Below are 15523 nucleotides of genomic sequence, written 5' to 3' on the forward strand. Positions count from 1 at the left end.
CCTGACGCCCCCCGACACCGGCCCCGTGACAAGCGCCCGCGGCACATCCACCCGCTCGCATATATGCGTCCATAGCAGCGCGCCCCTCCCTTGCGCCTCCCCTTCCCCACATCGGTCACCGCGCCCCGCGAAGTCGACGCCCCCGGACCTCCGACACGGTCACATGCGGTCCTCCATCGATCCGCTCGTGTCATTTCCGTACATCTCGTTACCGAGCCGACACGGACGGGCCTAGCGTCCTCCCCCAGGTGACCGGCTCTCCACCGCCGCCCGGGCCAGGGCGACGGTCGGGCACCACCGCCGAAAGGTCCGGCGGCGCCCCCGCTCCCCCGTGCGGGGCGTCGCCGGACCCGCCCGCCGTCCCCCCGCGGCCGGGCCCGCACCCCCGGCACCTCGCCCCTCACGAGGGCGGGGAACAGTCGTACGAAAGGACGTGCAGTCCCACGTGGCAGCGCACCGCAAGTCCCGACAGCGCTCGCTCAGCGGCCATACAGTCCGCACCGCGGCCACCCTCGCCCTCGCCGGCGCGGCCACCGCGACCGCCTTCGACGGCACCGGCCACGCCGAACCGGCACTGACCCCGGCGCAGGTCAAGGCCAAGGTGGACAAGCTCTACCAGGAGGCGGAGGTCGCCACCGAGAAGTACAACGGCGCCCAGGAGCGGGCACACCAGGCCGAACAGCGGCTGGAGTCGCTGCGGGACGAGGCCGCCCGCAAGGAACAGCGGCTCAACTCCGCCCGCGAGGCACTGGGTTACATGGCCGCCGCGCAGTACCGCAGCGCCGGGCTCGACCCGGCCGTGCAACTGGCCCTCTCCGACCACCCCGACCAGTACCTCGACGGCGTCGCCCTCGCCGAACGCGCCGGCCACCGCCAGTCGGCCGCCGTCGCCGGCGTCCGCAAGCAGCTGCGGGAGATCGAGCAGGTGCGCGGCGCCGCCCGCGTCGAACTGGCCGCCCTGAAGACCCGACGGGCCGAACTCCAGCAGCAGAAGAAGACGGTCACCGACAAACTGGACGCGGCCCGCCGGCTGCTGTCCCGGCTGACCGCGCGGGAACGCGCCCGCTTCGCGGCGGACACCACGGCCCCCGGCGCTTCCGGCCGCGCCTCACGCACCGTGCCCGGCGCGCGCACCGGCATCGCGGCACCCGGCTCCGCGACCGCCCAGGCGCCCACCTCCCGCGCCGCCGCGGCCGTCGCCTACGCCTACTCCAAGCTCGGCAGCCCCTACGTGTGGGGCGCGACCGGCCCCAACGCCTTCGACTGCTCGGGCCTCGTCCTGGCCGCCTACCGTTCGGCCGGCGTCTCCCTGCCCCGCACCACCTACGCCCAGATCGACGCCGGCCGCCGGGTCTCGCGCTCCGAGCTCCGCCCCGGCGACCTGGTGTTCTTCTACTCCGGCATCAGTCACGTCGGCCTGTACGTCGGCAACGGCCGGATGATCCACGCCCCGAACCCCTCGGCCCCGGTGCGCATCGCCCCCATCGACGAGATGCCGTTCGCGGGGGCGACCCGGGTGGCGTGAGCGGGCCGTGGTGGGCGGCTGCGGCAGCTCAGACCAGTCGCCGGGCCGTCGCCCACCGGGTGAGTTCGTGGCGGTTGGACAGCTGGAGCTTGCGCAGGACCGCCGAGACATGGGACTCGACCGTCTTCACCGAGATGAAGAGCTGCTTGGCGATCTCCTTGTAGGCGTAGCCCCGCGCGATGAGCCGCAGCACCTCGCGCTCGCGCTGGGTGAGGCGGTCGAGGTCCTCGTCGACCGGCGGGGCGTCCGTGGAGGCGAAGGCGTCCAGCACGAACCCGGCCAGCCGGGGGGAGAAGACCGCGTCGCCCTCCTGGACCCGGAAGACGGAGTCGATCAGGTCGGAGCCGGTGATCGTCTTGGTGACGTAGCCCCGCGCACCGCCACGGATCACGCCGATCACGTCCTCCGCCGCGTCGGAGACCGACAGGGCGAGGAAGCGGACGGGCCGCTCGGCGTCCGCCATCAGCGCGGCGCAGCGGCGCAGCACCTCGACCCCGCCGCCGCCCGGCAGGTGCACGTCGAGCAGGACGACCTCGGGCCGGGTCGCGGTGATCACCGTGACCGCCTGATCGACGTCCGCGGCCTCCCCCACGACCTCCACGCCGGTCTGCTCGGTTCGGCCGATCTCCGCCTGCACCCCCGTGCGGAACATCCGGTGGTCGTCGACGAGGACCACCCGCACATGGCGTCGGCCGGCGCCGTCGGCTGCCTGCTCCCCCGCCGCCGTCGCGTTCGTCTCGGTCGGATCGCTCATGACGTCTTCTCCGCCCTCTCCATCTCCAGCTCGACCTCCGTGCCGCCGTCGGGCACCGCCCGCAGCCGCGCCGTACCGCCGTTGCGCTCCATACGGCCGATGATCGATTCTCTGACACCCATGCGGTCGGCGGGTATGGAGTCGAGATCGAAGCCGGGACCCCGGTCGCGGACGGACACGAAGACCGTCCTCCCCTCGACTTCGGCGTAGACCTGTACGGCGCCGCCCTCGCCACCGTACTTGGCAGCGTTGACCATCGCTTCGCGCGCGGCCTGCATCTGTGCCGCGATCCCCTCGTCGAGCGGGCAGTCACCGACGACCACGACCTCGATGGGCACCCCGTGCTTGTCCTCGACCTCGGCGGCGTTGCGCCGGACCGCGTCGGCGAGGGTGGCCGGCTCGTCGGCCTCGTCCTTGCCGGTGCCCTCCGGCTTGTACAGCCAGGTGCGCAGGTCACGCTCCTGGGCCCGGGCGAGGCGGCGCACCTCCGCGGCGTTCTCCGCGTTGCGCTGGATCAGGGTCAGGGTGTGCAGCACCGAGTCGTGCACGTGGGCCGCCACCTCCGCCCGCTCCTGGGCGCGGATGCGCATCAGCCGCTCCTCGGACAGGTCCTGGGTCATCCGCACCAGGTACGGTCCGGCGAGCAGGGTGATGCCGACGAGGACCGCGAGCGCCGCCTGGAGGACCGAGCCGAGGTGGGCGACCGAGCCCTGGAGGACGAAGACCCCCGAGACACCGGCGGTGACCAGCAGGACGCCGCCGACCGTGCGTAGCAGGGTGAGCGTGCGTCTGCGGCGCCCGACCTCGGCCCAGCGGGCCCGGCGGGCGTTGTCCGCCTGCCGCCACACCAGCGCGACACCGGCGCCGACGAGGACGGCCGGCAGGAGGTAGGCCTTGGCACCGTTGCCCAGGTTGACGTTGCCGACGAAGACCACGGCGACGACGACCATGAGGAGCAGGGCGACAATCTGGCCCTTGTCCGGCTTGCGGGCCACGAGTCTGCGGCGGCCGTCGGGGGACGTCTCGGTGGTCACCAGGGACGGTGGCCGCTGCGCCTCCACCCCGCCGACGCCGAGCGGCACGAAGAACCAGAAGGCCGCGTACAGCAGCGCCCCGAGCCCGTCCGCCATGAACAGGCCGACGAACACCAGCCGCACCCAGATCACGGGCAGTCCGAGGTGCCCGGCGAGCCCCCGCGCCACACCACCCAGCCAGCGTCCGTCGCTGCTGCGGTAGAGCTTGCGCGGCGGCCGCGGTTCGACGAGTGGCGCAGTGGCGGCTTCCGGCATGCCAACGATGGTCACACGGCGGGCGGGCCGGGGCATCAGGGTTCTCCCCCGAGACGCCCCTGATCTGGAGCGCCGCCGCGCCTCGAACGCCTCCCGGCCCCGCCTCAGGGCCGATCTCAGGGTCCGACCAGGGTCGTTCCGACTGCCGCGACGGCGCCTCGCCCGCCACCATGGACTCATGACGGATCACCAGCACGCCGGGGACGCCGTGCCCGACGGGGGCGCCGCGTCCGACGCGGCCACCTCGTCCTCGCCGGCGACGCCCGGCGCCGCGGGTGAGGAACCGCGCGCGCACGAGCGGGCGGGCGGGCGCGCGGAAGAAGGGGTGTCCGCGGGGCCCGGAGCGGGTGGGTCCGGTGCCGGTGGAGAGAGGGGTGCGTCCGAGGGGGCGGGCCGGGGTGGGGAGGCGAGCGTGGGTGAGCAGAGGGTGAGGGACGGGGTGGCAGCGGACACCGGAGCGGGTTCCGCGGGTGCGGGTTCCGCAGGGACGGGTTCCGCCGGAGCGGGTTCCGCCGGGTCGGGTCCCAGAGGAGCAGGTTCCGTCGGGTCAGGTCCCGGGGCCCGGCACACGGACGGTGACGGCGGAGGGGCGACCGCGTCGAGCGGTGTCGCGGGGGGCGCACCGGGGGCACCGCACCACTTCCGGCGGGACCGGGAGCACAAGATGCTCGCCGGGGTCTGCGCGGGACTGGGACGGCAGTGCGACATGGACCCGGTGATCTTCCGGATCACCCTGGCCGTGCTGTCCGCGACCGGCGGCATAGGACTGATCTTCTACGGCTTCGCCTGGCTCTTCGTGCCCTTCGCGGACGACGACCAGAACGAGGTGCGCCGGCTGCTCACCGGCCGGGTGGACGGCCAGGCGCTGACCGCGGTGCTGTTCGCGCTGGTCGGCTGCGGGGTGTTCCTGACGATGCTGAGCAACGGCGGGGTGCTGACCTTCGCCGTGATCCTCTCCCTGCTCCTGGCCGGCGCCGGGTACTGGTCGCAGCGGCGCGGGGCGCCCGACCCCGACCCGCTGGCCGCGCAGGCCGTCGCCGACGCCCCGCCCGAGGCCCAGGCGCCGCCCGTGCCGGCCGCCTACCCGTCCTGGTGGCGCGAGCCGATAGTGAAGGACGGCACGCACGTCGGGGGCACCGGGTACCTGTGGGGCCCGCGGGACTCCCGCGACCACGACATCCTCGGGGCGGTCGACATCGGCCTCGACCCGTCGTACCCCCACCGCCGCGAGGCGGTGGGGGTACCTCACCAGCAGGCGGCGCGCAGAGCACGCGGCCCCCGCTGGATCGGTGGCTGGCTGTTCCTGCTGGCGCTGCTGGCGGGTGGCCTGACCAGCCGACTGGTCTGGGACGACCACCCACTCGGCACCAGCCTGCAGGCCGGCCTGTCGGTGGCGCTGATCGTGCTGGGCATGGGCATCGCGGTCAGCTCCTTCCTGGGGCGGACCGGCGCCGGGTCGGTGTTCCTGGCGATCGTCACGGCGGGCCTGCTGGCCGGTTCGACTGCACTGCCCCGGGACATCAGCACCCACTGGACGACCACCACGTGGCGGCCGGCCGCGGTGGCGGACCTGCGCCCGTCGTACGACCTCGGCACCGGCGACGCCACGCTGGACCTGTCCCGGCTGAGACCGGCCGCGGGACAGGCGCTGAGCACCCAGGCCGAGGTGGGACTGGGCCGGCTGCGGGTCGTCGTGCCGAAGGACGTGACGGTGAGACTGACGATCGACGTGGGCCTGGGCGACATCCAGCTGCCGGGGGACGACCAGAAGGACGTGGACGTGCAGCCCGACAAGCACAAGCAGGTGACGCTGACGCCCGTCACGCGCGGCGGGAACACCGGGACGCTCGACCTGGATCTCCAGGTCGGTGCGGGACAGGCGGAGGTGAGCCGTGCTGCGTCATGAGTTCCGGCCGGGCCGGCTGGTCGCGGGCACGTTCTTCGTCCTCGCGGGCGTCACGTTCGCGGGCGACGCGGGCGGCCTGTGGGACACACCGTGGTTCGCGATGATCCCGATCGTCGTGGTCGGCCTCGTCCTGGCCGCCGTGACGGCGCTGCTGGCCGGGGGCATACGCAGGCGCCGCCGGGGGACGGACGGCGGCGAGGGCGGTACCTCGGGCGGACGCGGTGCCTCCGCCGGGGCCGAGGGTCGTGGCGGGGCTACGGCGACTGGGGCGTGGAGGGGGCCGACGGGCTGAGGGGCGGGCTCGGCCGGCCCAGGCCCAGGGAGCGGGCGCACCCCGTCCAGGGGATCCGTCGAGGCTGCGACGGACGTCCGTGGGGGCGCGCGGGCGGTCGGCGCGGGCTGCGCATGGGCAGTCGACGCCAGGCTACGCACGGGCGGTCGACGCCAGGCTGCGCGTGGGCGACGCCGCCACCCAGCGAAACGGTCTGCGCCGGGCCTTGCCGGCCCGGCGCAGACGCTCAGCCGTCCGCCACGGCTCAGTACGTACCCGCTCGCCGTCGCCGTCGGGCTCGCAGGGCCGCGTCCAGGGAGAGGACCGGGGCCCCGGCGAGGACCAGCGGCAGCCAGGCCATCAGGTAGGCGAGGTCGTTGCCGTAGTAGTAGGGGTCGGAGGCCCAGCTGACGGTCAGCCACAGGCTGAGGGAGATGAGCGCTCCGCCGAGGGCGGCGAGGCGGGAGAAGAGGCCGAGGAGGGTGCCGATGCCGACGGCGAGTTCGCCGAAGGCCATGGCGTAGCCGAAGGCGGGTGGGTTCTTCAGGGCGAAGTCGACCAGGGCGGGGATGGCCGAGGAGTCGCGGACGGCGCGCATGGTCTCGCCGATGGAGCCGGCGCCGGAGTCCTTCATGAAGGAGCTGGAGGTGAGCTTGTCCAGGCCCGCGTAGATGAACGTGACGCCGAGGAAGACCCGGAGGGGGACGAGGGCGTAGCGGGTGGCGGTGTCGCGCCAGTCCCGGTGGCCGCTGTCGAGGTAGGGGGTGTGGGTGTCGGTCCGCATGCTGTGAGTCATCTCCCGTAGCCGCCTCTCGCCCGCTGGGATGAGCCCTCACCAGACACTACGCACGAAAGGGGCGGTGCGCTCAAGGGAACGGTGGACGGATCGGGTGGCTGCCGCCCTCGGGACGGTTGCCCTTCGCGGGTGTCAGTCGGTGACGTCGATCGTGTACCGGTTGGTCTCCACGCCGGCCGCGGTCACCACCTGGACCTCCAGCCGGCCGGGCTCCACGTCGGCCGGGACGGGGACGGTGAGGACGGCGTCCGTGGGGTTGCTGAAGCCGCCGGTGACGGGGACGAGGGGCACGTGGACGTGGACGGGGCCGATGCGGACGACCATGCGGGAGAGGCGGTCGGCGGTGTGGGCGCCCGGCGGGACGAATCCGGCGCCGCGGATCTCGATGTCGTCGCCGGTGCGGATCGGGCCGTCGAGGTCGCCGGCCTCGCGGGAGCGGACGACGGAGAGGATGACCGGGCGGCCGCCCTCGGCGTACTTGCCGGCGACGTACGTGGCGGCGGAGACCAGGACGGCGACGGCGAGCCCCCAGGGCAGGTCGGGCAGTTGGTCGGGGCGGCGGGCGAGGCGCACGGCGGCGAAGGCCAGGGCGACGCCGCTGAGGACGACGTACTGGATGTCGGCGAAGGTGCCGCGGCCCGAGTCGTCGGTGAGCAGGTCGGCGGCGCGGGGGCGGTCGGCGCGGACCTTCTGGAGGCGCTGGGTGAGGACGCGCAGGCCCACCACGCGGCGCACCAGCACGGCGATCCCGCACACCACGGCGAGGACGGTCACCACGCCGGCCCCGCGCGCCAGGTCGAGCCCGGCGATGAGGGCGTCGCGCTCGGCGGGGCCGGAGGCGGCGGCCAGCCGGGCGGCCAGGACGAGGACGGCGTACCCGACGAGCAGCACCCAGGCGGCGGCGACCGCGCGGGAGGTGGACAGGCGGTTGTCCTCGCCGATGACGGGGGCCAGTGCGCCGCCCCGGGCGCGGTGGAACCAGGAGGCCGCGGTGAGGGCGCCGGCGACGACGAGTGCGGCGAGCAGGCCGGCCGTGCGGGCGGTGGTCCAGCCCGCGCCGATCGCCGTGAGCGACTGGGCGAGCAGCAGGACGACGACGGCCACCCAGACCGTGCAGGTGGTGCGCAGCCAGAGGCGGGCCAGCCAGGCCTGGCCCTCGGCGCGGCGGCGGTCGGCGACGAGTTCGGCGGACTGCGTGAGTTCCTCGGAGACCCACTGGCGGGACGCCGAGGCGGAGTGGGCGACGGCCGCGGGCAGGCCCTGTCCGGCCGCGAACTCGTCCCGTTTCACCAGGAACGCGGCCACCGCACGCCGGTGGCCCTCGCGGGCGCCGTGCGGGCAGTCCCCGCAGGTGCAGCCGCCCGCGTGTGCGCCCGGCTCCGTGTTCTGTCTCGCCTCCTGCACCGCCACGTGTGACGCCCGCCTTCCCCGCGACCCCTCAGGACGGCGGGGTTCCGCGGACCGCGGGCACCGCCGTGCAACTCCCGTGCGACGAGAGCGAATTGTGCCCTACGCGACACGTGCTCCGCCCCCCAGGTCCGGTGGGCGGACGGGACCGGCCGGGCGCGGGTGGCATCTGCCCAGGACCGAGGGGTGGGCGGGGCCGGAAACGGCTCAGAAGCGGACTCTCCCGGGGCGGGTGAAGCTGGGGTCACCGTGTTGACCCGGCGGTCACCCCGCCGGGCCGGGCTCAGCTCAGCAGGTCGGGTTCGCTGCGGCTGATGTCCTGCCAGAGGGGCTGGTAGTTGATCCATGCGACCAGGTCGCCGCCGAGCTGTTCCCGGGTGGCGACGGCCTGCCGGTGGTCGATGAGCACCGGGCGGCCCGCCGCGCGGGCGGTCAGTTGCACCTGGCTGGACCGCTCCATCGACACGAACCACCAAGCGGCCGCGTCCACCGAGTCGCCGACGGTCAGCAGGCCGTGGTTGCGCAGCACCAGCGCCTTGTGGGTGCCGAGGGCGGTGGCGATGCGGCGGCCCTCCTCGGCGTCCACGGTGACGCCGGAGTAGGCGTCGTACAGGGAGTGGTCCTCGTAGAAGGCGCAGCTCTCCTGGGTGATCGGGTCGAGGAGGTCGCCCAGGGCGGCGAGGGCGCGGCCGTGCACGGAGTGGCAGTGGGCGACGGCGACCACATCGGGGCGGGCGGCGTGCACCTGGGCGTGGACGGTGAAGGCGGCCTGGTTGACGTGGTAGCGGCCCTCGACGACCTGGCCGTCGCCGTTGACCAGCACGAGATCGCTCACGGTGACGTGCTTGAAGGGCAGGCCGAAGGGGTTGACCCAGAAGCAGTCGCTGTATTCGGGGTCGCGGGCGGTGATGTGCCCGGAGACGCCGTCCTCGAAGCCGAGGCGGCCGAAGAGGCGCAGGGCGCCGGCCAGCCGTTCCTTGCGGTGCCGGCGTTCGTCCTCGACCGATTCGTGCCGGGGCGGCATGGCGAACTGCAGCCGGTCGGTGGGCAGCGGGGCGGGGGGTGTGGGCCCGTGCATCGGTCCTCCAGCACTGGGTTGCTTTACCGGGCGGAAGTTACCGTCGGTCAGCGCGGGAGAACAGTGGTGTTGATGAAGAGATGAGAGAGCCACGAGGGAGCGCTGAGGGAGCACCGCTCGAATACCGGACAAGAGGTGTCTGCTTTACGGGGGACGCTGGGTGCATGAGCACTGTGCAGACCCCTGTGACCTGGGCGGCCTTCGCCGCCGCGGAGCCCGATCTCGCCCGGACCGTCGAGGAGCGGTTCGGCGCCTTCACGCACCACGTCCTCGCCACGCTGCGCCGGGACGGGTCCCCGCGGACCAGCGGGCTGGAGGTGCGCTTCCTGCACGGGGAGCTGTGGCTCGGCATGATGCCGCGGTCCCTCAAGGCCCTCGACCTGCGCCGCGACCCGCGCTTCGCGCTCCAGGCCAACCCCGGGGAGGGGCAGTCGATGGGCGGGGGCGACGTGCGGATCGGCGGCCGAGCGGTCGAGGTGACGGACGCCGGGGCCAAGGCCGCGTACGCGCGAGAGGTGGAGCCGCCGGAGCCGTTCCACCTCTTCCGTGCCGAGCTCACCGAGGTCGTGCGGACCTACGTCGAGGACGACGCCTTCCTCGTCCTGCAGACCTGGAGGCCGGGCGAGCCCCTGCGCACCGTCAAGCGCATCTAGCCCGCCGGGCCCGTCACCCCCGTCGTCCCTACCGGGAGGTCACTCCCACTCGATCGTCCCCGGCGGCTTCGACGTGACGTCGAGGACGACGCGGTTGACGTCGCGGACCTCGTTCGTGATGCGGGTGGAGATCTTGGCGAGGACGTCGTACGGCAGGCGGGACCAGTCCGCGGTCATGGCGTCCTCGCTGGACACCGGGCGCAGCACGATCGGGTGGCCGTAGGTGCGGCCGTCGCCCTGGACGCCGACCGAGCGGACGTCCGCGAGCAGGACCACCGGGCACTGCCAGATGTCGCGGTCCAGGCCGGCCGCGGTCAGCTCCTCGCGGGCGATCGCGTCGGCCTCGCGGAGCAGGTCGAGCCGCTCCTTGGTGACCTCGCCGACGATCCGGATGCCCAGGCCGGGACCCGGGAACGGCTGGCGCTGGACGATCTCCTCCGGCAGGCCCAGCTCCTGGCCGACCATGCGGACCTCGTCCTTGAACAGCTTGCGCAGCGGCTCGATGAGCTGGAACTCGAGGTCCTCGGGGAGGCCGCCGACGTTGTGGTGGGACTTGATGTTGGCGGCGCCGGTGCCGCCGCCGGACTCGACGACGTCCGGGTAGAGCGTGCCCTGCACCAGGAACTCCACCGCCGGGCCCTCGTCCGCGATGATCTCGGCCTGGGCCTGCTCGAAGACCCGGATGAACTCCCGGCCGATGATCTTCCGCTTCTCCTCGGGGTCGGACACCCCGGCCAGCGCCTTGAGGAACCGCTCCTCGGCGTCGACGACCTTCAACTGGACGCCGGTCGCCGCGACGAAGTCCTTCTCGACCTGCTCGGTCTCGCCCTTGCGCATCAGGCCGTGGTCGACGTAGACGCAGGTCAGCTGGGAGCCGATGGCCTTCTGGACCAGCGCGGCGGCCACCGCGGAGTCGACACCGCCGGACAGGCCGCAGATCGCGCGCTTGTCGCCGACCAGCTCGCGGATCGCCGCGACCTGCTCCTCGATGACGTTGTCCGTGGTCCAGTTCGGCTGCAGGCCGGCGCCGCGGTACAGGAAGTGCTCCAGCACCTGCTGGCCGTGCGTGGAGTGCATGACCTCGGGGTGGTACTGGACGCCGTAGAGCTTCTTCTCGTCGTTCTCGAAGGCGGCGACCGGGACGACGTCCGTGGACGCGGTGACCGTGAAGCCGTCGGGAGCGGCGGAGCAGGCGTCGCCGTGCGACATCCACACGTGCTGCTCGGCCGGCGTGCCCTCGAAGAGGGTGGAGGAGGCCTTGGCGACGTGCAGGTCGGTCCGGCCGTACTCACGGGCGCCGGTGTTGTCGACGGTGCCGCCGAGGGACTGCGCCATCAGCTGGAAGCCGTAGCACATGCCGAAGACGGGGACGCCGGCCTCGAAGAGCGCGCGGTCGAGACGGGGGGCGCCCTCCTCGTACACGGACGAGGGGCCGCCGGAGAGGATGATCGCCGCCGGGTTCTTGGCGAGGATCTCCTCCACCGGCGTGGTGCTCGGGACGATCTCGCTGTAGACCCGGGCCTCGCGGACTCGGCGGGCGATGAGCTGGGCGTACTGCGCGCCGAAGTCGACGACCAGGACGGTGTCGGGGGCGGCGGCACTAGGAGTCGCTGATGACACGGGGGCCTTCCGGCGGTGGGCGGGGTCTTGGTGCTGTCCGATTCTACCGAGTGCGCGCCGTGGCATACTGTCCGCATGCTCACGCACCCGACCTTCGTCTTTACCTATGGCATCCGGCCCGCCGGCTGCCATGGTCGTGCTGCTTGAGCTGACCGCCAAGCGACTTCCCAGGCGCCCCGGGCCGACAAGGTCCGGGGCGTCTGGCGTTTTCCCGGGCCGTGCCGGTCCGGGGCTCCGCACCCGAGAACCCAGGAGCCCCCATGACCACCCTCGACGTGACCGGCGCCCGCACCTCCGAGGCCGCCGACGTGATCACCGGTGCCCGCGAGCGCATCGACGCGCTCGACGACCGGATCATCGGGCTGATCCAGGAACGGATGGCCGTCTCCGCGGTGATCCAGGAGGCCCGGATCACCTCCGGCGGCCGGCGCGTGAACCTCTCCCGCGAGATGGAGGTCCTCGGCCACTACCGGGACGCGCTGGGCAAGCCCGGCACCTCCCTCGCCCTGACGCTGCTCGAACTGTGCCGCGGTCGCATCTGAGTTCGGTCCCGCTCTCACCCGTACGGCGCGTGACCGGCCCGGACGGCCTTCGTTGGTCCCGGTGTCCGCGTCAGCCAGGGGCGGGCCCGGAAGAACCACGCGTGGCTCGCTGGAGCGATGAGGCGTGCGGAGTGCCGCAGGCCGTGGGACCTCGCTCCAGGGAAGTGACCGGACGGCAGGGGACAGCAGCCCGGTCATCAAGAGAACGGCCGGTCCCGGGGACGCCCGGGGCCGGCCGGCGGAACGACACCCCGCCCCCGGGCGGATCGAGACCAGCGGCGCAACCCCCCGGCGCCGCTCCCCAGGCACCGGCGCTGCCCTGACGCCGGTGCTGACGAGAGAAGGGCCCCGCGGCTCCGTCCCGCGGGGCCCTTCGTCGTGCCGTCACCCGGGCCCACCGAAGACGTGCCGTCACCCGGGCCCACCGAGGAATGGCGTGACACAGGCCACATAAGAATCTCGTCAGATCAGGCACAACCATTCGCAGGCCTCACCGATCAAACGTCCAGAACCACGGGCCATGTCCGCGCAGCGCGTGCGGAGGCCTCCCACCGTGCCGCGGTCCCCCCGGGGCACGACTGATCGTTTAGAGGTCTACATGAAGCTTCGCCGCGCCATGGTCACCGCGGCGGCGACGGCTGCCCTCGTGCCGCTCGCCCTGCTGTCCGCCCCCGCCGCGTTCGCGGACACGTCCCCGACGTCGGGCACCTCCACCTCCCAGGAGACGTCCTCGTCGCAGACCGGGGAGGCCCAGGCCTCGGAAGGCGACACCACGCCGGGCACCGGTACCGAGGCCGACTCCGGGTCGCAGGACCAGGACCCGCAGCAGTCCGAGGGCTCGAGGGGCGAGGACGCCGAGCAGGGCGCCGGGACGACGCCGGAGGACAAGGGCTCGCAGGAGGACACCGGCGGCCAGGACGACACGAAGCCCGGCGAGGACGACGCCAAGCCCGGCCAGCCGGAGGACGGCAAGCCGAGCCCGAGCAAGTCCACCCCCGAGGAGCCCTCCGAGGACCCGAGCGAGTGCCCGGTCGACGAGGACGGCGTGGACGTCGACTCGCAGCTCAGCCTGGACGTCACCGGCCTGCCCGGCAAGATCGTCGCGGGCAGCGGCTGGCACACGTTCAAGCTCAGGGCCGCGAACCACAGCGACAAGACGCTCGGCACCGTGCAGTGGCTCGCCGCGGTCGACAACGACTCGATGAGCGACGACGAGGACACCTGGCTGAGCGAGTTCGCGCAGCTGCAGTTCTTCAACCCGCAGACCAAGGCCTGGGAGTCCATCGCCGACCAGGTGGGCAACGGCTTCTACTTCGGCGAGACGACCCTCGGCGCCCGGCAGACCGTGGACATCAAGCTCCGCGTGAACATCGCCAGGAACGCGCCCGTCGGCGACGGCTACACCGTCGGCCTCGGCGGCTACGTGGACTCCGAGAAGAACTGCGTGCACAACGCGTTCGCGCTGTTCGAGTTCACGGTCCTCAAGCCCGGCAGCAGCAACGACGACCCGGGCACGGCCAAGCCGGGCAAGGGCGAGAAGCCGGCCGGCGGCAAGGCGCCGCAGGGCGGCGCCGAGGAGCTCCCGGCCACCGGCAGCCTCGCCGAGACCGGTTCGAGCTCCGCGCTGCCGGTGATCGGTGCCGTCGGCGGCATCGCCGTGGTCGCCGGCGCCGGCGTGGTCTTCGCGGTGCGCCGCCGCGGCTCCGGGGCGCACGCCTGACGCACCACCGGTGGCCGTGCGCGTCACGGGTGACGGTACGGCCCGCCACCGGTGCCGTGCCCGTCCCGCGGGACGCCAGTACGGCCCACCCCTGAACCACCCCGTGAACCACAGAGGGACCTGCGCTCGGAGGGGGGCGCAGGTCCCTCTGTCGTGCCGCGGGCGGCCCGGCGAGGGACCCGCCGGGTCACTGCTTGGGCGGCACCGCCGGCATCCCGAGGAACGGCAGCCGCAGCGCGCCGAAGGCGTCCGCCGGGACCACCGGGCTCTTCGGCTCGACCGGCTTCAGCCGCTCGTACGCCGCTCCCTGCGCCGGACGCGGGTCCGCCTCGCCCTTGTTGGGCCAGAACGACATCGCCCGCTCGGCCTGCGCGGTGATCGTCAGCGACGGGTTCACGCCCAGGTTCGCCGAGACCGCGGCGCCGTCGACGACCGAGATGCCGGGGTGGCCGTACAGCCGGTGGTACGGGTCGATGACGCCGGTCTCGGGCGAGTCGCCGATGGGGCAGCCGCCGAGGAAGTGGGCGGTGAGCGGGGTGCCCATCAGCTCGCCCACGTTCGAGCCGGCGAAGCCGTTGATGTCGGCGGCGAGCACGGAGGCGGCCTCCGACGCGGCCTTGATCTGCTTCGGGTTGGGGGCGCCGTGGCCCTGGCGGGCGGTGAGCAGGCCCTTGCCGACGCCGTCCGGCTTCAGGTACGTGGTCAGGGAGTTGTCCAGCGACTGCATCACCAGGCCGATGATCGTGCGCTCCGACCAGCGCCGGTTCGACAGCGACCGCAGGACCAGCAGGGGGTGCCGGGCCGCGTTGCGCAGCCAGGCCAGCGCCCGCGACGAGCCCTCCGCATACGGGACCTGGAGGATCGACAGGCTGCCCATCGAGTTGGAGCCCCGGCCGTAGCGGACCGGTTCGATGTGGGTGTTCTCGTCCGGGTGGATGGACGACGTGATCGCGACACCGCGGGTGAAGTCGGCCCGGGGCGCGCCCGTCACCTTGCGGTAGCGCCGGTTGTCGGTCTGCGCGCCGACCAGCGCCTCGGAGTTGGTCCGGGTCAGTTCGCCCAGCCGCTTGGAGATGTAGGGCAGTTGCCCGCCGGCCTTCATGCGGTGCAACAGGGTCTGGGTGCCGTAGGTGCCGGCGGCCACGACGACCCGGCGGGCCCTGAAGAGGCGGCCCTCGGCGCTGCGGTCGTCGGTCGGCAGGGTGGCGACCGCGTAGCCGCCCCGTGAGTCGTCGGTGACCGACACGACCGTGGTCATCGGGTGGACGACCGCGCCGGCCTTCTCGGCGAGGTGGAGGTAGTTCTCGTTGAGCGTGTTCTTGGCGCCGTGGCGGCAGCCCGTCATGCACTCGCCGCACTCGGCGCAGGCGGCGCGCTCCGGGCCCACACCGCCGAAGTACGGGTCGGGCACCCGCTCGCCCGGCCGGGCCCGCGTCCGGCCGTCGGCGTCCTCGCCGTCGCCGAAGAACACGCCGACCGGGGCCAGGTGGAAGGTGTCGCCGACGCCCATCCGCTCGGCCGCCGCCTTCAGGTGGACGTCGGAGGGCGTCATCGTCGGGTTGAGCCGGACGCCGAGCATCCGCCGCGCCTGGTCGTAGTACGGCTTCAGCTCCTCCTGCCAGTCGGTGATGTCACGCCACTGCGGGTCCTCGAAGAACGCGGTGGGCGGCACGTACAGGGTGTTGGCGTAGTTCAGCGACCCGCCGCCGACGCCCGCGCCCGCCAGCACCATGACGTTGCCGAGCAGGTGGATGCGCTGGATGCCGTACATGCCGAGCTTCGGCGCCCACAGGTAGTTCTTCAGGTCCCAGGAGTTCTTCGGCAGGGTCTCCCGGGTGAAGCGGCGGCCGGCCTCCAGCACCCCCACCCGGTAACCCTTCTCGGTGAGGCGCAGGGCGGTGACGCTGCCGCCGAAGCCGGAGCCGACGACGACGACGTCGTAGTCGTACACGCCGGCAGCGT

Annotated in this window: 13 protein-coding genes; 6 read left to right on the forward strand and 7 right to left on the reverse strand. The window is 73.2% G+C overall.

The features are described 5' to 3' along the window. The first annotated feature begins 445 nt into the window (after positions 1-445). On the forward strand, positions 446-1525 hold the full coding sequence (locus tag AQJ30_RS30000) for a C40 family peptidase (RefSeq protein WP_067240143.1): 1080 nt from the start codon (positions 446-448) through the stop codon (positions 1523-1525). A 28-nt stretch (positions 1526-1553) separates the two neighbouring features. On the opposite strand, the gene AQJ30_RS30005 is transcribed toward AQJ30_RS30000, so the two are convergent. Together AQJ30_RS30005 and AQJ30_RS30010 are read right to left on the reverse strand one after the other, a co-directional pair. Then, complete coding sequence (locus AQJ30_RS30005) at positions 1554-2279, reverse strand: LuxR C-terminal-related transcriptional regulator (RefSeq protein ID WP_067240145.1); 726 nt, start codon at positions 2277-2279, stop codon at positions 1554-1556. Further along, positions 2276-3568 carry an ATP-binding protein gene (locus tag AQJ30_RS30010; protein WP_067240261.1) on the reverse strand — a complete coding sequence of 431 codons (1293 nt, stop codon included), beginning with the start codon at positions 3566-3568 and terminating at the stop codon, positions 2276-2278. Before AQJ30_RS30010 ends, AQJ30_RS30005 begins: the two co-directional genes overlap by 4 nt. 178 nt (positions 3569-3746) lie before the next feature. Here AQJ30_RS30010 and AQJ30_RS30015 point away from each other — a divergent pair, with 178 nt between their 5' ends. Both AQJ30_RS30015 and AQJ30_RS39620 read left to right on the forward strand, forming a co-directional pair. Next, complete coding sequence (locus tag AQJ30_RS30015) at positions 3747-5474, forward strand: PspC domain-containing protein (protein ID WP_079084393.1); 1728 nt, start codon at positions 3747-3749, stop codon at positions 5472-5474. Then, complete coding sequence (locus AQJ30_RS39620) at positions 5461-5766, forward strand: hypothetical protein (protein WP_067240149.1); 306 nt, start codon at positions 5461-5463, stop codon at positions 5764-5766. Before AQJ30_RS30015 ends, AQJ30_RS39620 begins: the two co-directional genes overlap by 14 nt. Positions 5767-6010: 244 nt before the next feature. On the opposite strand, the gene AQJ30_RS30025 is transcribed toward AQJ30_RS39620, so the two are convergent. The 3 genes from AQJ30_RS30025 to AQJ30_RS30035 form a co-directional block, all read right to left on the reverse strand. Continuing rightward, complete coding sequence (locus AQJ30_RS30025; RefSeq protein WP_079084394.1) at positions 6011-6541, reverse strand: DoxX family protein; 531 nt, start codon at positions 6539-6541, stop codon at positions 6011-6013. Positions 6542-6673: 132 nt separating this feature from the next. Beyond that, positions 6674-7951: a hypothetical protein gene (locus AQJ30_RS30030; RefSeq protein ID WP_067240152.1), complete on the reverse strand. Its 1278-nt coding sequence runs from the start codon at positions 7949-7951 to the stop codon at positions 6674-6676. A 280-nt stretch (positions 7952-8231) separates the two neighbouring features. After that, the gene (locus AQJ30_RS30035; protein WP_067240153.1) at positions 8232-9026 is read right to left on the reverse strand and encodes a class II aldolase/adducin family protein; all 795 of its coding nucleotides are present in this window, start codon (positions 9024-9026) and stop codon (positions 8232-8234) included. 164 nt (positions 9027-9190) lie between these two features. Here AQJ30_RS30035 and AQJ30_RS30040 point away from each other — a divergent pair, with 164 nt between their 5' ends. Then, the gene (locus AQJ30_RS30040; protein WP_067240155.1) at positions 9191-9679 is read left to right on the forward strand and encodes a pyridoxamine 5'-phosphate oxidase family protein; all 489 of its coding nucleotides are present in this window, start codon (positions 9191-9193) and stop codon (positions 9677-9679) included. A 39-nt stretch (positions 9680-9718) separates the two neighbouring features. Here AQJ30_RS30040 and guaA read toward each other — a convergent pair whose 3' ends face one another. Further along, positions 9719-11299 carry a glutamine-hydrolyzing GMP synthase gene (gene guaA / locus AQJ30_RS30045; RefSeq protein WP_067240156.1) on the reverse strand — a complete coding sequence of 527 codons (1581 nt, stop codon included), beginning with the start codon at positions 11297-11299 and terminating at the stop codon, positions 9719-9721. 218 nt (positions 11300-11517) lie between these two features. On the opposite strand from guaA, the gene AQJ30_RS30050 reads away from it, so the two are divergent. Both AQJ30_RS30050 and AQJ30_RS30055 read left to right on the forward strand, forming a co-directional pair. Further along, the gene (locus AQJ30_RS30050; protein WP_079084395.1) at positions 11518-11841 is read left to right on the forward strand and encodes a chorismate mutase; all 324 of its coding nucleotides are present in this window, start codon (positions 11518-11520) and stop codon (positions 11839-11841) included. A gap of 598 nt (positions 11842-12439) precedes the next feature. After that, positions 12440-13561 (forward strand): LAETG motif-containing sortase-dependent surface protein, encoded by a 1122-nt coding sequence (locus AQJ30_RS30055; RefSeq protein ID WP_067240160.1) that lies wholly within the window; start codon positions 12440-12442, stop codon positions 13559-13561. Positions 13562-13748: 187 nt separating this feature from the next. Here the strand turns inward: AQJ30_RS30055 and AQJ30_RS30060 are convergent, their stop codons facing one another. Then, entirely contained in the window at positions 13749-15512 is a 1764-nt protein-coding gene (locus AQJ30_RS30060) for a GMC family oxidoreductase (protein WP_067240263.1), read from the reverse strand. Between the last annotated feature and the right edge of the window lie 11 nt (positions 15513-15523).

The sequence above is a fragment of the Streptomyces longwoodensis genome, assembly GCF_001514125.1.
GTDB lineage: Bacteria > Actinomycetota > Actinomycetes > Streptomycetales > Streptomycetaceae > Streptomyces > Streptomyces longwoodensis.